Below are 19407 nucleotides of genomic sequence, written 5' to 3' on the forward strand. Positions count from 1 at the left end.
CCGTCCTGTCTCTTGCCGCCCTCGCCCGATCAGGCGGCCAGGCCGGGCGCGCCGCGCTGCGCCTGACCGGTCAGCACGGCGATGGCCGCCTCCGTGCCGCCCGTCCGATAGGGGACGCCCGCGAAGGCCAGCGCAGCTTCCGTCGCGGCGATGGTGCCGAGCACCAGCGCGTCGCTGAAGTCACCGAGATGGCCGATCCGGAACACCCGGTCATCGAGCTGGCCGAGGCCATTGCCGAGGCTCATGTTGCAGCGCTCCAGCGCCGCCTCGCGCACCGCATCGGCGGAGATGCCCTCGGGCATCCGCACGGCGGTGAGCACCGGCGAATGGGCGGCGGCATCGCGGCATTGCGTCTCGAAGCCCCATTGGGCGACCGCCGCGCGCGTCGCCTGCGCCGCCCGCTGATGCCGCGCGAAGACGGCGTCCAGCCCTTCCTCCTGCATCATGGCAATGGCCTCGCGCAGCCCCTGCAGCAGATTGATGGCTGGGGTGTAGGGGAAAAAGCCCCGGGCATTGGCCTCCAGCATCTCGCCCCAGTCCCAATAAGAGCGCCTCATCCCGGCCGATTTCGACGCCGCAATGGCCTTTTGCGACAGGGCATTGAAGGAGAGGCCCGGCGGCAGCATCAGCCCCTTTTGCGAGCCGCCGACCGCCACATCCACGCCCCAGGCATCATGCTGATAATCCACCGACGCCAGCGACGAGACCAGATCGGCCATCAGCAGCGCGGGATGCCCCGCTTCATCGATAGCGCGGCGCACGGCGGCGATGTCTGAGGTCACGCCGGTGGAGGTCTCGTTGTGGACCACGCAGACCGCCTTGATGCGATGGGCCTTGTCCGCGCGCAGCCGCTCGCCAATGGCTGCGGCATCGACCGGGCTACGCCAGTCGCCGGGGATCAGCTCGGGCTCCAGGCCGATCTTGCGGGCGAGGCGGCACCAGAGCGTCGCGAACCAGCCGGTCTCGTACATCAGCACCGCATCGCCCGGCGAGAGCGCGTTGACGAGCGCCGCCTCCCACGCGCCGGTGCCCGACGAAGGGTAGATGATGACCGGGCCTTCGGTCTTGAAGATGCCCTTTATCCCGTCCAGCACCTCGACCGTGAGATCACGGAAGTCAGGCCCGCGATGGTTGATGGTCGGGCGCGCAATCGCCTCCATCACCCGTTGCGGCGTGGTCGTTGGACCGGGCAGTTGCAGGAAGTGCGCGCCCGGGCGATGGGAAGAGGTGGCAGACATGAACGGTCCTCAGGCTGGCGCGGCCGCGAGGCGGCGCTTGCGGTCCACCGGCTCGGCGGTCCCCCTGCTCCACACCGCGCGGCGCGCATTGTAGAAATCGAGCCAGTCCTGCTCGGGCGGGAGCAGCGCATAGCCGGCGCGGACATTATGGTAGCAGGCCGGATTATCGACGCCCGGCGGCACCACCCCGTCGTCCCGCAACGCCGTCGCGGCCCATTTGAGCCGCCGGCGGGTGAGCACGATCATCCGATCGCTGGTGCCCAGATGCTCCATGGTGCGGTCCACCACCGGCCCCATGCTCTCGGTGACGGCCTGATCCTGCACCGGGATCGCCTCGATGCCGCTATAGCTCTGCGTCGACTGCGCCTCACGCGAGATCAGATGATCGTTGCGCGGATTGGCATCGATGCGGAAGCGGCCGAGCCAGTCGGTGGTGTTGGGCAGGAAATTGATGGGCGAGGTGGTGCCGGGGATCGGCTTGCCCGCCTTGGTGAGCGTCGTCGCGCCGGTGCGCGGGCCGCCGATGGTGACGAGCATGGCATGATGATCATCCAGCGGCACCCAGGCGCGGGCGCGGATATGGTCGAGCGGTTCGGAGGGCGCCATGGTCCAGAAGGGCAGCGCGAACTGGCCGATGCGGTGATAGAGATTGTCCCCGGCCGGGCGATAGGCGCAATACATGGTGCCGTAATCGGTCTCCAGCGCCTCATATTTCGGCGCAAGATTCTCGCGCATCTGCCGGTAATAATTGATCGAGCCTTCCTCGAACTGATCCGGCGTCGCCGCGCCCAGATGCAGGAAGCCGACATGGCAGGTGTCGATGTCTCCCTCCAAGGCCTGCAGCCAGTTGCACTCGCGCATCATGAAGGTGACGGTGAGCGGCTGGCCCGCCTCTACCTCGTCCCAGTCGAAATGCGGCAGTGCGGGCGGCTCGGCGCGGGTGCCCATATAGACCCAGGCGACGCCGTAGCGCTCGGCCACGGGGAGCGCGCGGATCTTCACCTTGTCCTTATAGTCCGTCTCCGGGGGTTCGCTCGGCATCTCAATGCACTGGCCGGTCCGATCGAACTTCCAGCCATGGTAGACGCAGCGGATGCCGCCCTCCTCATTGCGCCCGTAGAACAGCGATGCGCATCGATGGGCGCAGCGATGATCGACCACGCCCAGCGAGCCATCGGGCGAGCGGAAGGCGAGGAAGTTCTCCCCGAGCAGGCGGAGCCGCAGCGGCGCGCCGCCAGCCTTGACTTCGTCCGGCATGAACGCGGGGATCCAATATTCCCGCATCAACGCGCCCATGGGGGTGCCGGGGCCAGTCTGGGTCAGCAAGGCATTGTCTTCCGGCGACATTCCGCCCTCCCCCACACTTGAATGAATCAAACTATAATATAGTTATTCTTTTTCATCCGATGCGGCGTGGCTTGTCAAGCAATGCCGGGCGGGGCAGGATTGAAATCATCATATAGAATGACCGATCGCCCGCTCCGCGCGGGCGATGCCAACATGAGAAAGCGTGTTCCCTTGGCCGAATCCGACACCGTTTTCAGTTCCGTGCGCAGCCAGTCGCTCGCCTCGCGCATCGTCTCGCAGGTGATCGACGCGCTGTTCGCCGGCCAGTTCAAACCCGGCCAGTTCCTGGGTACCGAGGCGCAGCTGACCGAGACCTTCCAGACCAGCCGCGTGCCGATCCGCGAGGCGCTGGGCCGGCTCGAAGCGCTGGGGGTCGTGACGATCAAGACCGGCGCGGGCGGCGGCGCGACGATTGCCGAGGGCAAGCCCGACCAGTTCGCGACGGCGCTGGCGGTGCAGTTCATGCTCGTGCAGGTGACGGCCGAGGAGATTTTCGATGCCCGCATCGGCATCGAATGTCGCGCCGCCGAACTGGCTGCCGAGAAGATCACCGACGACCAGATCGAGGCGCTGCGGCTGCTGCTGGAGCGGATCATGGAACCGGACCTGCCGCGGCGGGAGTCGGTCGATCGCATCCTCGCCTTCCACCGCTTCATCGTGGAGGCCTCGGGCGCGCGCACGCTCGTGACGCTCATGCATGCGCTGGAGCATGCGCTGCTCAACCTGTTCACGGCGCTGGAAGCCTCGCCGCGCAACAGTCGCATCGGCTACAAGTCGCTGCAGGGCATTTTCGACCGGATCGCCGCGCGCGACAGTGAGGGCGCCTTCACGGCGATGCGCCTCCATCTGCTCGATCGGCGCAAGTCGATGCTCTACCGGCTCAAGGAGCTGAGCGACCAGGCGGGGATTGCGACGCCCGCCAGCTAGGCGGCCGACGCCGTCCGGTCAGACACTCGTCCCGACCAGCCGCCCGATCCCGGCTGTCAGGGCCATGGCAAGCGCGCCCCAGAAGACCACCCGCGCCACCGGCCGCCAGGGTTTGGCCCCGCCAGCGCGCGCGCCAATGGCGCCGAGCAGGCCGAGGAACAGGATCGACCCTGCCGCCTCGCCCACCACCATGCGGTCCATCGGCAGCACGGCGGCCAGCACCAGCGGCAGCGCCGCGCCGGCCGTGAAGGTGGCGGCGGAGGTGAAGGCGGCCACCACCGGGCGGGCCGCTGTCGTCTCCGTAATGTGCAGCTCGTCGCGCGCATGAGCGCCGAGCGCATCATGGGCCATCATCTGCTCGGCCGCGCGCCGCGCCGTCGCCGGATCGACGCCGCGCGCGACATAGATGTCGGTGAGTTCCTGCAGCTCGGCCTCGGGCGCGGTGGCGAGCTCCTGCGTTTCGCGCGCGAGGTCGGAGCGCTCGGTGTCGGACTGGGAGCTGACCGAGACATATTCGCCGGCCGCCATGGACATCGCCCCGGCCACCAGACCGGCAGCACCCGCGACGATCAGCGCCGACCGATCCGCACCCGAGGCCGCCACGCCGAGGATGAGGCTGGCGGTGGACACGATGCCGTCATTGGCGCCCAGCACCGCCGCGCGCAGCCAGCCGATGCGCGAAACAAGATGATATTCCCGATGCGGCCTCATGGATGATCCCCCTCACCGTTCGGCGCGACTTTATCAGAACCGGGCCTGCGCGGCGATTGGGGAAATCTGCTCTTGGCCGGACGGACGGCCCGACGTCATTCGGGTGATGGGACGATCATCACTCTGATGACGGGCGCCTCGCTGCCGCTAGTCTGCAGGATGTGGCGCCCGGCCTTGAGGCGGAAATCGACGATCTTGCGGATGCCCGAGCAAGCAGGCCCATGGCCATGCGCGAGGGAGGTCACGCGGGCGCCGTTGGTCACCATGTCCAGCCAGGCCGCTGCGCCCAAGGCGACGCGATAGACGCCCTCGCGCGGGGCGTCGAACGCCAGCATCCCGGCGTGGGTGCCGGGCTTGGCCGCGCGCTCGGGCGCGGCGGCGAACGCGACGGATGAGGCAGGCGACAAGGTGATATCGACGGCCTGGCCGGGCTTGAGCTGAACGGCTGCTTCCGTCGCGCTGGCAACCCGCTCGGCGCTGCGCCAGGCCGCAAATTCAGGCGGCAGAGTTGCATCGTCCGCGCAGGCGGGCGCATCCGCAGCGGTCGCCTGAGCGGCAACCGGCACCGGTGCCAGCGCCATTGCGAGAGCCATCATCACACGCATTGTCCGCTTCTCCTCTGGACGGTCGGTTCTTTCGATGTATTTGCGCATATACATCGAATCACGAACAAGAAAAGGGGATCCATTGATGAGAGCGACACTGGTGCTGGGCGCCGCAATTCTCGTGACGTCCGGCATGGCCCGCGCGCAGGCGTCGGACGGCGAGGCCGGCAGTTTCGGGCTCGGCCAGATCATCGTGACGGCGCCCGCCGGGCCCGACCGGTTGATCGGCACGGAGACGCTCGGCCAGCAGGCCATGGCCCGCTTCAACCGCGTGCAGCTCGACGATGCGATCGACCTCCTGCCGGGCGTCTCGGCGGGCAATAGCGGCGGCTCGCGCAACGAGCGGCTGGTTTTCGTGCGCGGGTTCGACCGCTTTCAGGTGCCGCTCTCGATTGATGGCATCCGCGTCTATCTCCCGGCCGACAACCGGCTGGACTTCGGCCGCTTCCTCACGCCGGACATTGCCGAGGTGCAGGTCGCGAAGGCCTATGCTTCCGTGCTGGATGGTCCCGACGCCATGGGCGGTGCGATCAATCTCGTCACGCGCAAGCCCACCAAGGCTGTGGAGGCTGAGGCGCGCGCCACGCTCAATCTCGACCGCGATGCGGATTATGGTGGCTACAGCGTCTTCGCCCTGCTCGGCACGCGGCAGGACCAGTGGTACGCGCAGGCGAGCTATGCGCGCAATTTCACCGACCACTGGACGCTCGCCGGTGGTTTCCACCCGGTCAGCGCGAACGAGGACGGCGGCGCCCGCGACTTCTCCCGCACATCAGATTGGCGCGTGAATGCCAAGCTGGGCGTCACCCCCAACGCCACCGACGAATATGTGCTGAGCTACACACGGCAGGAAGGCAGCAAGAACGCGCCGCTGCATGTGAGCGACACCAGCAATGTCTCGCTGCGCAACTGGAGCTGGCCCTATTGGGCCATCGACACGCTGTCCGCCCTTTCGACCACCGCGCTCAGCAATCAGGCGACGCTCAAGACGCGGGCTTATTACAGCCGCTTCGACAATCTGCTGCGCTCCTGGGACAATCGCAGCCAGACCAGCCAGACGCTGGGTCGGTCCTTCGACAGCCCTTATGCGGACACGGCCTATGGCGGATCGGCGGAACTCGGCGTGGACCTGCTGCCCGTCAACCGCCTGACCCTCGCCTTCCATTATCGGCATGACGAGCACAGCGAATCCCAGACCAGCCGGCCGGGCCTGCCCGGCAGCATCGCCGAGCCGGTGCAGATCAGTGCCGAGCGCAACTGGAGCATCGCGGTGGAGAACCGCCTTGCCCTGCTGCCCGCCCTGACGCTGACGCTGGGCGCCTCCTATGACTGGCGCGATCTCGACCGCGCGGAGGAATATGGCGTGCCGCAGGGGCAGACCGGCGCCAACCGGCTCTACAGCTTTCCGCTGCGCAACGTCGATGCGCTGAACGCGCAAGGGCGGCTGGACTGGCGCGGCGAGCATGGCAGCGCGGCGCATCTCTCGCTCTCGTCTCGCGCCCGCTTTCCGACATTGTTCGAGCGGTTCAGCAGCCAGTTCGGCACCGCCGAGCCCAATCCCGGCCTGAACCCGGAACGGGCGACCACGCTGGAGGTCGGCGGGGCGCGTCAGTTGGGGCCGCTCCATGTCAGCGCAGCACTCTTTCACAGCTGGGTGAGCAACGCGCTGGTTTCGATCCGCACACCAGCCAATCTCAATCGCCGGGAGAATTATGGATCGGCGCGTTATTATGGCGCCGAGGTGGCGGTAGATGTGAAGCTGAGCGACCAGATCGAGCTGGGTGGCAATTATTCCTACATCCAGCGGGACTTCACGGTCGGCACGGCGCCGGCGGGCAGCCTGATCCGTCCGTTCCAGCTCACCGATGTGCCGGGCCACAAGGGCTTTGCCTATCTGGGCTGGCGGCCCGTCCCTGCCCTGCGCATCACGCCCAATCTCGATTTTGCCTCGCGCCGCACGACCGTCACGCCGGCCTCCGCCAACGGCCTCGCGCCCATCTATTACAAGACGGGCGGCTATGCGCTCGCCGGGCTGAGCATCGATTATACGCTGACGCCGCAGGCCACGCTCAGCGTCGGCGGTCGTAATCTCTTCGACCGGGATTATGTGCTGACCGATGGTTTCCCCGAACCGGGCCGCTCGCTGTTCCTCAGCCTGAGCGCGCGCTACTGAAGCCTCTGCCCCTCTACAATTGATAATACTATCTTTCTATATGATCTTTATCGGGATATGCTCTCTCCGAACGATAAGAGCGGAGGAGAGGACATGGCCGTCCAGAGGAAGAACGAGCGGTTTGTGGCCGCGCTGACACCGACGAAGGCGATGGATGTCGTTGTCGTCGGTGGCGGGCCTGCCGGCTGTGTCGCGGCGCTCAGTGCGGCGCGCAATGGGGCGCGGGTGATGCTCATCGAGCGGGTCGGCTATCTGGGCGGGATGATGACCGGGGGTGGCATCGGCGGCATCGGCATCAACGGCTATATCATCGAGAAGGGCATCGGCACGCCGGTGGTGAAGGGCATCTCGCTGGAGATCCTGCACCGTATCCAGGCCATGGGCGGCGCGCCGGAGGGTAGCCCGATTGCGCGGCACCCGACCGACTCCGTGATGATGACCAGCCTGCTCGATGAAATGATGGAGGAAGCCGGCGTTGAGGTTCTCTTCAACACCGTCGTGTTCGACACGCTGGTGGAGGACGGGCGGGTGACGGGCGTCGCCATCGGCAACAAGTCCGGCGGTCAGGTGGTGCTGGCCGATGTGGTGATCGACGCCTCCGCCGATGCCGACGTCGCCGCCTGGGCCGGCGCGCCCTTCCACCATGGCCGCGAGGAAGACGGGCGCCATCATGGCGGATCGATGGACATGCAGATCGGCGGGATCGATGTCGACCGGCTGATCGACTATCTGCGCAACCAGCCGCTGCTGAGCGAAGAAGAGCGCGCCGAGCTGGACCGCGAGCGCTCCGCGCTGATGGGCGGCGGGCGGCCGGTGAACACCTACAAGTCGCTCAAGGGCGAGACGCTCTACGCTGAGCCCATGGCCCAACCGACCGACTGGGACGAGGTGGACCGCATCCGCGCGGCCGGCGGCATCCCCAAGCTGCGCCTCTCTCCGGCAGCCGGCGGCCCGATCCCCGGCAAGGCGACGGCACCCAAGGTGGATGGCAAATATGTCCCCCTCCCCGCCGGGCTGGACCGCGAATGGGTGGAGTATATCAAGGCCGGCAAGGTGCCATTGCTCTATGGCGCGACCGAGCCGGTCTATCCGCCGCCGCGCTTTGGCAGCATCGGCATCTTCCGCCACGGCAAGATGCGCGACGGGCAGATGATGTCCGGCGTGTACGAGGTCTGGTACGACCACACCAATGAGGAAGAGGTGAGCAAGTCGCTGATCTATCGGCGCAAGCTCAACCGGGTGTATCTCAACTTCCTGCGCGAGCGCATCCCCGGCTTCGAGGAGGCCTATATCGTCATGGAATCCCCCACCGGCGGCGCGCGCGAGGGCCGGCGGATCGTCGGCGACTATATCCTCACCGAGGATGATGTGCTGGCAGGACGCCGCTTCCCCGACGTGATCGCCAAGGGCGGACCGCGTGGGCCGGACCTGCACTCGGTGACCGGCCTGTGGGGCGACGGCGTGGCCTCACCGTTCAAGGCGCCGTACGACATTCCCTATCGCATCCTGCTGCCCGAGGGCGTTGAGGGCCTGCTGGTGGCGGGGCGCTGCGTCTCCGCAACCTTCGCGGCGCTCGGCGCAGTGCGCGATCAGGCGACCTGCATGTCCATGGGCGAGGCGGCGGGTGCGGCGGCCAGCCTGGCGGTGCGCGCGGGCGTTACCCCGCGTCAGGTGGACGTGCGCGCCGTGCAGCAGCGCCTGCTCGATCAGGGCGCGTTGCTTTACATTGGCGACGAGCAGCCGCTGGAGATGGAACCGGCGGAGTGATCCGGCAGGATGCGGCTACTCTCCGCGTCTGATAAAGTCCGCAGCGCGCTCGGCGACCATGATGACCGGGAGGTTGGTGTTGCCGCCGGGCAGGCGCGGGAAGATGGAGGCGTCGACCACTCGCAGCCCGTCCACGCCATTCACCCGCAGGCGCCCGTCGACGACGGCCTGCGCATCGCTGCCCATGCGGCAGGTGCCGCTCGGGTGATAGGCCGTCGCCGCTGTCTCGCGGATATAGGCCATGACCTCCTCATCCAACAGCAAGGGCCGCTCCGGCCGCCGCATCTGCCCCACCACCTTGGCGAGCGCCGGCTGACGGATGAGCGCCTCGAGGCCGCGATAGCCGCCGAGCATGGCGCGCTGATCCTCCGGGTCGCTCATCAGGTTGAAGGCAATGCGCGGATGGGCCAGCGGATCGGGCGAACCGAGCTTCAGCCAGCCCCGGCTCTTGGGATAATTGAGCGACCACATCGCCCCCATGCGCGGCCCGAACGGCCGGGCCACGCCGGGAAACCAGACCCGCGAGAACATGGAGAGCGGGATCAGCAGGAAATGCATGTCGATCACATCCGGGTCGGCGCCGGTCGCGACATTGGCGGAGGCGGCGAGCGGCGGCGCGCCCATGATGCTCTTGCGCCCAGCCACCCAGCGCAGGAACGATCCGGTCAGCCGGTCGAAGCGCAATTCCCGGTCGAACGCGAGCGCAGGATCGAGATCGAACTCCATGCCGGCGCCGGGATGATCCTGCAGATTGGCGCCGACCTCGCCGCTTTCCACGGCGACATCCAGGCCCATCTCCTGCAGATGGGCGCCCGGGCCGATGCCCGAGAGCAGCAGCAATTGCGGCGCGTTGATCGCGCCGCCGGCCAGCAGCACTTCGCGCTCGGCGAGGATCTCTTCCAGTCGCCCGTCGCGTGAAACCTCGATGCCGATTGCCCGGCCATCACGCAGCAGCACACGCGTCGCCACGGCACCGGTGCGCACCTCCAGATTGGGCCGGCGCAGCGCCGGACGCAGATAGGCCTCCGACGTGTTGGCGCGGCGACCGTTGCGCGTCGTGAAATCCGGCATGCCGAAGCCATCGGTTCGCGGGCCGTTGAAATCCTCCGTGATCGGGTAGCCGAGCGACCGGGCCGCCTCCAGCACATTGGCCATCAGCGGGCTGGGCGCCGGATGCGGCTCGACACTCAGCGGCCCGCTGCCGCCATGTTCGGGCGTATCGCCGCGCCAGTGCCGCTCCAGCTTGCGGAACCAGGGCAGCACATCGTCCCAGCCCCAGTCGGTGAGGCCGGTATCGCGCCAGCCATCATAATCGGCCTTGTGCCCCCGGATCGCCATCATGCCGTTGAGCGAGGAGGTGCCGCCGAGCATCCGCCCGCGCGCGACCGGCAGGCGGCGGCCGTCCAGCTCCGCCTCCGGCTCCGACATGAAGCCCCAGGTGAGCGCCGGATTGGGCCACAGCTTGGAGACCGCCAGCGGCAGGCGCACATCCAGCCGCCGGTCGCTGCCGCCGGCTTCCAGCAGCAGCACGCGATTGCGCGGATCTTCGGACAGGCGGGCGGCGAGCACGCAGCCCGCCGAACCGGCGCCGACGACGATGTAATCGAACCGGTCCACGCTCAGACGACTTTCCAGAACCGGAATATGGAGCCTTCCGGATTGCGCTGGCCGACGCCGACGAAGATCGTGCGGTTCAGCCAGTCATAGGGGCCGGCGGGCGCCTCGAAGCGGGGCGTCATGCGCATATAATAGCTTTGCGGATCGACCTGCTCGCCCGCCAGCAGGGCCTTCACAACCTCCGGCGGGGCGCTGCGCACGCCGGTGCTGCGCTTGAAGATATGGGCGCCGTCGTCCGTCTCCAGCAGATATTGCGATTCGAACCGCCCGCCACCATCGGGGCGCACGAGCGGAAAGTCGCCGCCGCTGCCCTTGACGATCCGACCCGAGAGGCCGGGGCCGGAGAAGCTGCCCTCGCCGATCAGCACCGCACCGCGCGTGTAACCCTGCGCAACTTCGATATGCATGCGCGGACCAAGGCCGATGCGCATTTCCAGAGCGAATTCCAGCCGCATGGTCAGACGATCCTCTCGATATTGAGGATAGGGCTTCCCTCGGCCTGCTCGGCGACGAACGCCAGCCGCGCCAGATGGGCGACGCCGCCATCCTCGGCGGCCTCGAACAGCAAAGCGAGCCGCAGTCCCTCGAAATCCGGCGCGCGGGTGCGATAGCCATTGCCGAAGCAGCGGGCGAAACTGCCATCGCTGAAGGCGACATAATAAGAGGCTTCGACCACCGTGACGCCATCAGCGCGCAGCAGATGCATCTCGCTGCCGCCGACCAGCCGGCCCTCAAGCCCCTCGCCTACGAAGGTGCCGCCGCCGATGGACACATAGCTGCGCTGGCCACCGGTCGCGATCTCGCCGACCGTGACCGGGAAGGCGCGCATCGGTGTCATGCGGAAGGCCGGCGCGAAGCCGGGCACGGGCGCGCTGCTTGCCTCAGCCATGATCGCGGGCCTGATGATCGTGCGCGATCGTCACGGATTTGAGTTCGGTATAGGCTTCCACCCCGGCTCTCCCATTTTCGCGGCCGAAGCCGGATTGCCTGACGCCGCCCGCGGGCATCGCGATGTCGCCAGCGCTGCTGTTCACCCGCACGGTCCCGGCCCGGAGGCGACTGACCATGCCATGCGCCCGCGAGAGGCTGCCCGTCCAGACATAGGCGGAGAGGCCATAGCGGCTCGCATTGGCCAGCGCGGCAATCTCGTCGAGATCGTCGGTCTCGAAGGGGATCGCGCACAGGACGGGACCGAAAATCTCCTCATCCACCGCTGCCATGCCCGCCTGAACGGAGCCGAGCACCGTCGGCGCGACATAATAGCCTTGCGCCGGCAAGGCGATGTCGCCGCCCGCACGGCTGGCGCCCTGCGTGAGGGCGCCCTCGACAAAGCCCATGATCCGCGCCCGCTGCGCCTGCGTGATGACAGGGCCGAGCTGGGTCGCCGGATCGAGCGGATCGCCGATCGTCATCGCCGCGCCGATGCGGGCGATCTTCTCCACCAGCGCATCGGCGACGGACCGATGCACGAACAGGCGCGAGCCGGCCGAGCAGGTCTGCCCGCTGTTGAAGAAGATGTTCATGGCAATAGCGCGCGCGGCGGCATCGAGATCGGCGTCGGCAAAGACGATGACCGGCGATTTGCCGCCTAGCTCCACCGTCACCCGCTTCATCTGCCGCGCGCAGTCGGCCGCGATCTGCGTGCCGGTCGCCGTCGATCCGGTGAAGCTGATCTTAGCGACGCCGGGATGATCGACCAGCGCCGCGCCCACGACCGGACCAAGGCCGGTCACGACATTGAAGAAGCCCGGCGGAACGCCGCAAGCCACAGCCAGTTCAGCCAGCTTGAGCGCGGAGAGCGAGGATTGCTCCGCCGGCTTGAGCACCACCGCGCAGCCCGCCGCAATGGCGGGGCCGAGCTTGAACGCCGCGCCCATCAGCGGATAATTCCAGGGAATGATGTGGCCGACCACGCCAACCGGTTCGCGCAGCGTGTACGCCGTCGTCTCGCCGGGCTGGGAAAGCTCCATGCTCTCCCCGGTGAGCTTGGTCGCCCAGCCGGCGAAATAGCGCAAGGTCGCGGCCGTGCCGGGCACGTCGACCCGCCGGCTGTTGCTGATCGGCTTGCCGGTATCGAGTGTTTCGAGCAGCGCGAAATCCTCGGCATGGCGCTCCACCGCCTGCGCCAAGGCCAGCAGGGCATCCTGCCGCTGGGCTGGCGTCCAGCGCGTGCGCCGGGCCGCGACCATCGCCGATTCGGCCGCCTGCACGGCCTGGTCGATATCCGCCGCAGTGCCCGCACCCACCTCGGTAAAGACCGCGCCGGTCGCGGGGTTTTCCACCGGCAGCCGGTCGCCGGCCGCAGGGGGCGTCCACGCGCCGCCAATGAAATGACGCGCCTCGGCGGCAAGGGGCAATGGCACTTTCAACGTCATCTCAAATACATGTCCATGATGCGGCTGAGGCCCCTGCTATCAGCGCGCCTGCGGGCAAACTTGTCTCGCGACGCATCTTTCTGACCAGCGCCGCACTGGAGACAAAATCAACAGTGTGGCGGTCTGCTGGACAGGCCCCGATATGGGGTCTAGCGTGCGCAAAAGCCGGACCGAGGGCGCAAGACCCCGGCCAGGATGCGAGAGGAGCCACGGGGATGCACATCTTCACCACAAAGGCATCGAGCCGCGTCGAGCGCAGCCGGCAATGGTGCGCCGTCACGCAGGCGCCCCACATCGAATTTGCGGACGACCGCGAGGCATCGCTGCGCGGCGGCGATTTCGGCGCGCTCCGCTTCTGCATCGTTTCGCTGGGCAGTCACCGGCTTGTTCTGCCCGACATGGCCGACCGGCGATCGCCACCGACCATGAAGCTGCTGTTCCAGGAGGAAGGCGCCGCCCGGATCAGCCAGGGCGGACTCTACAATGATGTGCAGGCCGGCCAGTGGTGCGCGCTGCGCAAGGACGTGCCCTACACCATCGACGCGCCGGACCAGTGCCGCCAGTTGGCGGTGACGGTGCCGTGCAGCCTGCTCGCTGCGCCCCGCTGGAGCCTGGACCGCTGGCGCAAGCCGCGCAGCTTCCTGCGCGGGCCGGCCCAGATCCTTCATGCCAGCGTGAGCGCCTCGGTGATGACCGGCAACACGCTGCGGATGCAGGACCGCGAATTGCTCGGCGACCAGATCGCCCATCTGGTCAACATGACCATCCATGCCGATGACGTGCTGACCATGCCCGATCCGCGCGAGAGCCGGCGACGGGCGATCCTGGAATATGTCGACCGGCATCTGGCCGATGCGGACCTCAGCATCGCGCGCATCGCGCGGGATTTCAGCATGTCCAGCCGCTCGATCCACAAGCTGTTCGAGGGTGAAGCCTATACCATTGCCCGCGCCATCTGGGACCGGCGGCTGGAGCGCTGCCGCGAGGAGATGGTCGACCCGGCCCTCGCCCGCCGCTCGATCACCGAGATCGCCCACCTTTGGGGCTTCAGCGATTCCCAGCATTTCAGCCGGGCGTTCAAACAGCGCTTCGGCCTTACGCCGCGCGATTATCGCAATCTCTTCTCGCTGCACTGAACGGCCCGGAAGGGGGATCGCGATCGCGAGCACGACCAGTCAGGTCCATGCGCTCCCATCCAATCGGCATGTCGCGCTGAGGGTCTATCCCGATAGACCTGCCGCTCGATGCCTGCCGACCGCAGGCCTGCCACCCGGGAACAGATATACGTGACCAGAAGACAGCTCACCGTCGCCCTGATCCTGCTCGCCTCGATCAACGCCTTCGGCTTCCTCGACCGCGTGATGATCGCGCTGATCGCCGAGAAGATCAAAGCCGAGTTCCTGCTCAGCGATCTGCAGATCGGCCTGCTCGGCGGCACGGCCTTCGCGGTGGTGAACGCCTTTGCGAGCGTTCCCATCGCGCGCTTGGCGGAACGCTACAACCGCGCCCGGGTGACCGCGAGCTTCCTGATGCTCGCCTCAGTGTTCACGGCACTGGCGGGCGCGACGGTCAGCTTCTTCCAGCTTTTCCTGTGCCGTTGCGGCATGGCGGCGGGCAACGCGGCGACCGAGGCGCCGCCGCACTCGATGATCTCCGACATGGTGCCGCCGGAAAAGCGCGCCTCGGCCCTGTCGCTCTACATGCTCGGCGTGCCGGTGGCGGCTCTGGTCGGATCGTTCGCGGGCGGCGCCATTGCCGAGCATTTCGGCTGGCGCGACACATTCATGTTCTTCGGCGTGATGGGCGGACTGATCGCCCTGCTCTGCTTCTTCTGCCTGCATGAGCCAGAACGCAGCGTGCCGCCTGCCGCTGCCGGATCGGGCAAGCTCGGCACCTGGCAGGTGGTGCGGCTTCTGCTGGGCAACAAGAGCATCCGCTATGTGCTCGCCGGGCTCGCCTTCATCAGCCTTGGCGCATTTGGGGTAAACACGTTCCTCCCGGCCTTCTTCTCCCGCAATTTCGGGCTGGATGCGGCGCAGGCGGGCCTCGTCTTCGGCGTCGTCTCAGGCATTGCCGCCTTTTTCGGCACGCTGCTCGGCGGCTATGGCAGCGAGCATATGGCCCGGCGCGATGCCCGCTGGCTGCTTGGCTTCCCGGCGCTCGGCACTGTGATCGGCGTGCCGATCTTCCTGGCGGGGCTGAGCAGCAACATGCTGTTCGTCGCCATTCCGCTGATGCTGGTCGGCTCTTTCTCCTTCTACACCGCGATGGGGCCGGCGATCGCGACGCTGCACGGCTCGCTGGACAGCTTCAGCCGGGCGACCGGATCGGCCGTGTTCCTGTTGATGGTCCATCTGTTCGGTCAGGGGCTGGGACCGCCATCCGTCGGCGTGGTCAGCGACATGGCGTCGAGCTTCATCTATGGGGGCAGTCAGTTCGCCACCCAGTGCGCCGGGGCTGCCGGACAGGTTCAGGGCTCAGCCTGCGCGGCGGCCTCGGCCCTGGGCCTGCGCTATGCTATCGGCCTGTTCGCCATCTTCTTCCTGCTCGGCGGGCTGATGCTGTATCTCGCGGCGCGGACCAACCACCGCGCGGCGCAGGCGACCGCCACGGCGCATTGACCGCGCCCTCATTTTGCAACGGAGATCCGCATGAGTCAGGCCATTACCGATCGCGACGACCAGCTTGCCTTGCTGGAGAGCGACGATCCCAAGCTCGCAGCCAACAAGCGCCTCGTCTGGGACATGTATCGCACCGTGCTGCAGGCGGGCCATGCCGACCGGGCCGCCGAGTTCATCGCCGAGGGCTATATCCAGCATAACCCCAATGTCGCTTCCGGCCGCCAGCCGCTGGTCGACTTCATCAAGGGCTCGCGCCCGTTCCGCGAGATCGAGGAGCGGATCATGCTGCCGCTGGTCAACATGATCGCCGAGCGGGACATGGTAATGTGCGTGTTCGAGCGGCCCGAGAAGGATGCCGAGGGGCAGCCTTATGTGACGAGCTGGTTCGACCTGTTCCGCATCGAGAATGGCATGATTGCAGAGCATTGGGACCCGGCGCTCAAGAGCGTGGAGATGCTCAAATTCGACCCCAATAGCAAGCGCACGCCGCCCACCGACTGAGCGGCGAGCGGCAGCGCGCGGGCGACCTGGGCCGCCCTACACCTCCTTATAGTGATAAGGCGCGATCACCGGCTCGGGGTAGGATTCATACTGCATTGTCGGCGGCAGATCGGGCTGCAGCCCGTCGATCGAGCGCAGGAGTTGCACGCCGCCGCGATGCCAGCCTTCATCATATTCGGTATAGATGTTCATATAGCCGTGCAGCTGCGCGATCCGCCACTTGCCGTTCTCGATCTTGTAGCTGTTCTCATAGGTCGCCTCGCCCCAGCGCGCCTCGCGCCCGACGCCGCCGACCATCATGAACGTGCGCCAGCGCGCCTTGGCGGTGCCGGCGGCACAATCGATGTGGACGACCGGCTGGAGCTGCATGTGATTGTACAGCACGCCAGGACCATAAGGCGGCAGGTGGTGGAGATATTCCCGCACCCGCTCCCGCCCGACATAGACGCCGCGCCCGGCCAGCTCGAGCGTGCCATCCTCGGCGAACAGCTTGGCCGCATCGTCCCAGCGGCCCTTGTCGACATAATAGCCGTAAGCGCATTGAAGATTGCAGATCTCGACATAATGATCGGCCTTGTCGGCACGGGCGGCGAGCGCCGTCAGATCGGATCGCAAACGCGCCAGTTCCTCGCGCAGGGCTGAGACATCATCGGACATGGGGGTGCTCCTTGGAGGTTGCTGGACTCAGATATTCGCCGTCGTCACCCCGGGCTTGATCCGGGGTGACGAGTGTATTTGGATCAGGTGGCATCAGCTTAGGCCTTCGCCAGCCGCGGATCGCGCTCATCCTGGGCCCAGGGCGAGCGCATCCGGTAGGGCACGAAGTGGAACACCGCCTCGACCGCTGAAATGGCATCGTCGCGGATCTTGAAGGCTTCCAGATAGGCGAAGCTGTGGGGCCGCAGGAAAAAGCCGGTGCGCGTCTCGCCATTGGTGAGCTGGTAGTCGCGCGTCTGCCCGTCATGATCGATGAAGCCGCCGCAGAGTACCACGCCCTGCTCCTCGTCCACCAGCGGATAGCGCCGCGCGCGGATCCAGTTGTCGAACCGGTAATAGCCGAGCAGGAACTGCTCCTCGCAGCCCATCTTGGCGACCGGCGCCAGATCGGGCTGGGGATTGTGCGTGGTCTGCACGCCATTTTCGCGCCGCTCGCAATCCGCAGTGAAGCGGGTGTGCAGCGTGCCGTCATTCTGCTCGAGCGTGGAGAAATAGCCATCGGCCAGCGAGAGCATCCGTGCCCGTTCGGTGCGGGAGGCGGGCGGGACCGGCTCGGTCAGTTCCGGACGCGGCGCGGGATCGGTGTTGAGGAAGGGGACGCCGCTGTCCGTCGCGCGCGCCACCAGCAGCTCGATCTCGGCGAGCGCGCCGGTTTCCAGCGCCGCGATCCGCAGCACGAACAGCGCCTTGTCGCCGCTTTCCTCCAGCACGCCGAAGCGCGCGGCATTACTGGTGCGCACGTCCACCACATCCCAGCGATACTCGCCGATGCCGGTCACGGTCTTCCAGGCGCCGTCGCCAAAGGGGAATTCGACGCTGTTCTCGGTATAGCGCAACCGGGGCGCGAGGGCTAAGCGCTGTGGATCATTGGCGCCCAGAGACGCGACGGTCTCATCCAGCAATGCCAGCAAAGCGGCTCTGTCCATGCGCAGACATCCTCTCCTGTAACGCCGCCGGGTTTATCCCGCTCGTCCGGTGACGCTCGCAGCCCCTAGCCGATTGTTTGCGCAGGAACTTGCCGGTGCGCGCATCCCGATCCGGCCGGGTTCAGAGATCGATCATCCCGGCGAGTGCCGCATCGGCCCGGCCCTGTTCGACGAACTGCGCGATCAGCCATTCAGCCGCCGGGCCGGGCGGCGTATCCCGGCGCCAGATGCCGGCGAAGCGGTAGGTTCCGCCCGGATGATCGGGCATGGCGAGGCGCACCAGCGTGCCGGCGACGAGATCGCTCTCCACCATCGGCAGCGGCATATTGCCCCAGCCGACACCCTCGCACAGCAGGGCGTGCTTGGCGCCGAGATCGGCCAGCCGCCAGGTCTTGGGGCTCATCACCGAATAATCCTGCCCATCGGTGGCGCGGGAGCGGTCGGTGAGCACGAGCTGGGTGTAATCACGCCCGGCGCCGGGCGCGATCTGCGCCATTTGCCCGAGCGGATGATCGGGCGCGGCGACCGGCACCAGCGGGACCGAGCCCGCCGCGACACACTCCACCCCATCGGCGCCAATCGCGAGCGGGCCGGAAATGCCGACCATCGCCCGCCCCTCCCGCACCATGGCGAGGACCGCGCCAAGCGCTTCGACATGCAGGCGGAGCTGGACGGTGGGATATTCGCGCGCGAAGGCCCGCAGCACCGCGCCCAGCCGCTCGGCCGGCAGCATGACGTCGACGGCCAGATCCACTTCCGCCTCCAGCCCATCGAGCAGGCCTTTGACGCGGGCGCGCAGCCCATCCACGCCATGGGCGACGGCACGGGCATCGGCGAGCAGCGCCCGGCCGGCGACGGTCAGCTCCGGCTTGCGCGTACCCTCCCGCTCGAACAGCGTCAGGCCGAGCTGCGCCTCCAGATTGGCGATGCCATAGCTGATGACGGACACGGCGCGATTGAGCCGCCGCCCCGCCGCCGCGAAACTGCCGCTGTCCACCACCGCGAGGAAGATGCGCAACTGGTCGAGCGTTGGCGTGCCGGGCGCGCTCACTATTCAACTTTCTCGAACATAATGGTCTATTTTATCCCACTGAACAGCAAAGCTCACAAGCCCTAAATCGGTCTCCAACGCCGGACAGAACGTCCGCGACCTTCCCTCTGACAAGGAGACACATGATGATCGACCTTCGCCCCTTCGATAGCCTCGGCGCCGCCAACCATGGCTGGCTGGATGCCCATCACCACTTCTCCTTTGCCGGCTACCATGATCCTGCGCGGGTCCACTTCGGCAGCCTGCGGGTGTGGAACGACGATGCCATCGCGCCGCAGACGGGTTTCCCGCCCCATCCGCACCGCGACATGGAGATCATCACCTATGTCCGCGAGGGCGCGATCACCCATCAGGACAGCTTGGGCAATGTCGGCCGGACGGAAGCGGGTGACGTGCAGGTGATGAGCGCCGGCACCGGCATCCGCCACTCGGAATATAATCTTGAGGATGTGACCACGCGGATCTTCCAGATCTGGATCATCCCCACCCGCGAGGGCGAGCCGCCGCAATGGGGCGCCAAGCCTTTCCCCAAGGGCGAGCGCTCGGGCAAGTTCGTCACCCTGGCCTCGGGCCATGCCGAGGATGAGGACGCCCTGCCGATCCGCACCGATGGCCGGGTGCTGGGCGCGACCCTGCGTGCCGGCGAGACGGCGGACTATCCGCTCGGCAAGGACCGCAAGGCCTATCTGGTGCCCGCCACCGGCGCGGTGCAGATCGAGGACGTGCGAGTGAATGCCCGTGACGGCGCCGCGATCAGCGATGTGGAGGTGCTGCGCATCACGGCCATCGAGGACAGCGAAATCGTCCTCGTCGACGTGATCTGACCGCAGG

The 19407-nt window shown here is 67.1% G+C and carries 18 protein-coding genes; 7 read left to right on the forward strand and 11 right to left on the reverse strand.

Annotation, left to right across the window (positions count from 1 at the left end):
• Nucleotides 1-29: 29 nt before the first annotated feature.
• Together M2335_RS13010 and M2335_RS13015 are read right to left on the reverse strand one after the other, a co-directional pair.
• On the reverse strand, nucleotides 30-1238 hold the full coding sequence (locus M2335_RS13010; protein WP_264594950.1) for a pyridoxal-phosphate-dependent aminotransferase family protein: 1209 nt from the start codon (nucleotides 1236-1238) through the stop codon (nucleotides 30-32).
• A gap of 9 nt (nucleotides 1239-1247) precedes the next feature.
• Nucleotides 1248-2585: a Rieske 2Fe-2S domain-containing protein gene (locus M2335_RS13015; protein ID WP_264594951.1), complete on the reverse strand. Its 1338-nt coding sequence runs from the start codon at nucleotides 2583-2585 to the stop codon at nucleotides 1248-1250.
• Between the two features lie 171 nt (nucleotides 2586-2756).
• Between M2335_RS13015 and M2335_RS13020 the strand changes: the two genes are divergently transcribed.
• Nucleotides 2757-3512 (forward strand): FadR/GntR family transcriptional regulator, encoded by a 756-nt coding sequence (locus tag M2335_RS13020; protein WP_264584499.1) that lies wholly within the window; start codon nucleotides 2757-2759, stop codon nucleotides 3510-3512.
• Nucleotides 3513-3530: 18 nt separating this feature from the next.
• On the opposite strand, the gene M2335_RS13025 is transcribed toward M2335_RS13020, so the two are convergent.
• Together M2335_RS13025 and M2335_RS13030 are read right to left on the reverse strand one after the other, a co-directional pair.
• Entirely contained in the window at nucleotides 3531-4223 is a 693-nt protein-coding gene (locus M2335_RS13025; RefSeq protein ID WP_181558943.1) for a VIT family protein, read from the reverse strand.
• A 95-nt stretch (nucleotides 4224-4318) separates the two neighbouring features.
• Complete coding sequence (locus M2335_RS13030; protein WP_264594952.1) at nucleotides 4319-4828, reverse strand: homogentisate 1,2-dioxygenase; 510 nt, start codon at nucleotides 4826-4828, stop codon at nucleotides 4319-4321.
• 85 nt (nucleotides 4829-4913) lie between these two features.
• Between M2335_RS13030 and M2335_RS13035 the strand changes: the two genes are divergently transcribed.
• Both M2335_RS13035 and M2335_RS13040 read left to right on the forward strand, forming a co-directional pair.
• Complete coding sequence (locus M2335_RS13035) at nucleotides 4914-7001, forward strand: TonB-dependent receptor plug domain-containing protein (protein WP_264594953.1); 2088 nt, start codon at nucleotides 4914-4916, stop codon at nucleotides 6999-7001.
• 93 nt (nucleotides 7002-7094) lie between these two features.
• Nucleotides 7095-8768, forward strand: a complete 1674-nt coding sequence (locus tag M2335_RS13040) for an FAD-dependent oxidoreductase (RefSeq protein WP_264594954.1) — start codon at nucleotides 7095-7097, stop codon at nucleotides 8766-8768.
• Nucleotides 8769-8783: 15 nt separating this feature from the next.
• Here the strand turns inward: M2335_RS13040 and M2335_RS13045 are convergent, their stop codons facing one another.
• From M2335_RS13045 to M2335_RS13060, 4 genes are read right to left on the reverse strand one after another with little or no spacing between them, the layout of a single operon-like run.
• Nucleotides 8784-10385: a GMC family oxidoreductase gene (locus tag M2335_RS13045; RefSeq protein WP_264594955.1), complete on the reverse strand. Its 1602-nt coding sequence runs from the start codon at nucleotides 10383-10385 to the stop codon at nucleotides 8784-8786.
• A 2-nt stretch (nucleotides 10386-10387) separates the two neighbouring features.
• A complete protein-coding gene (locus M2335_RS13050) occupies nucleotides 10388-10840 on the reverse strand; it encodes a DUF3237 domain-containing protein (RefSeq protein WP_264594956.1) in 453 nt (150 codons plus the stop codon).
• 2 nt (nucleotides 10841-10842) lie between these two features.
• Entirely contained in the window at nucleotides 10843-11274 is a 432-nt protein-coding gene (locus M2335_RS13055) for a DUF3237 domain-containing protein (RefSeq protein WP_264594957.1), read from the reverse strand.
• A complete protein-coding gene (locus tag M2335_RS13060; RefSeq protein ID WP_264594958.1) occupies nucleotides 11267-12760 on the reverse strand; it encodes an aldehyde dehydrogenase family protein in 1494 nt (497 codons plus the stop codon). The genes M2335_RS13055 and M2335_RS13060 overlap by 8 nt, the downstream gene beginning before the upstream one ends.
• Nucleotides 12761-12975: 215 nt before the next feature.
• Between M2335_RS13060 and M2335_RS13065 the strand changes: the two genes are divergently transcribed.
• The 3 genes from M2335_RS13065 to M2335_RS13075 all read left to right on the forward strand — a co-directional run bounded on the left by M2335_RS13065 (nucleotide 12976) and on the right by M2335_RS13075 (nucleotide 15882).
• A complete protein-coding gene (locus M2335_RS13065) occupies nucleotides 12976-13896 on the forward strand; it encodes a helix-turn-helix domain-containing protein (protein WP_181558936.1) in 921 nt (306 codons plus the stop codon).
• A 150-nt stretch (nucleotides 13897-14046) separates the two neighbouring features.
• Nucleotides 14047-15381: an MFS transporter gene (locus M2335_RS13070; RefSeq protein ID WP_264576368.1), complete on the forward strand. Its 1335-nt coding sequence runs from the start codon at nucleotides 14047-14049 to the stop codon at nucleotides 15379-15381.
• A 30-nt stretch (nucleotides 15382-15411) separates the two neighbouring features.
• Nucleotides 15412-15882, forward strand: a complete 471-nt coding sequence (locus M2335_RS13075; protein WP_264594959.1) for a nuclear transport factor 2 family protein — start codon at nucleotides 15412-15414, stop codon at nucleotides 15880-15882.
• A 36-nt stretch (nucleotides 15883-15918) separates the two neighbouring features.
• Here M2335_RS13075 and M2335_RS13080 read toward each other — a convergent pair whose 3' ends face one another.
• From M2335_RS13080 to M2335_RS13090, 3 genes are all read right to left on the reverse strand, one after another.
• Entirely contained in the window at nucleotides 15919-16539 is a 621-nt protein-coding gene (locus tag M2335_RS13080; protein ID WP_181558933.1) for a nuclear transport factor 2 family protein, read from the reverse strand.
• A 98-nt stretch (nucleotides 16540-16637) separates the two neighbouring features.
• The gene (locus M2335_RS13085; protein WP_264574638.1) at nucleotides 16638-17525 is read right to left on the reverse strand and encodes a hypothetical protein; all 888 of its coding nucleotides are present in this window, start codon (nucleotides 17523-17525) and stop codon (nucleotides 16638-16640) included.
• A 121-nt stretch (nucleotides 17526-17646) separates the two neighbouring features.
• Nucleotides 17647-18576: a LysR family transcriptional regulator gene (locus M2335_RS13090; RefSeq protein ID WP_264594960.1), complete on the reverse strand. Its 930-nt coding sequence runs from the start codon at nucleotides 18574-18576 to the stop codon at nucleotides 17647-17649.
• Nucleotides 18577-18701: 125 nt separating this feature from the next.
• Here M2335_RS13090 and M2335_RS13095 point away from each other — a divergent pair, with 125 nt between their 5' ends.
• Nucleotides 18702-19400: a pirin family protein gene (locus tag M2335_RS13095; RefSeq protein WP_181561336.1), complete on the forward strand. Its 699-nt coding sequence runs from the start codon at nucleotides 18702-18704 to the stop codon at nucleotides 19398-19400.
• Nucleotides 19401-19407: the final 7 nt, after the last annotated feature.

Origin of the sequence: Sphingobium sp. B12D2B (genome assembly GCF_025961775.1) — a bacterium.
Lineage (GTDB): Bacteria > Pseudomonadota > Alphaproteobacteria > Sphingomonadales > Sphingomonadaceae > Sphingobium.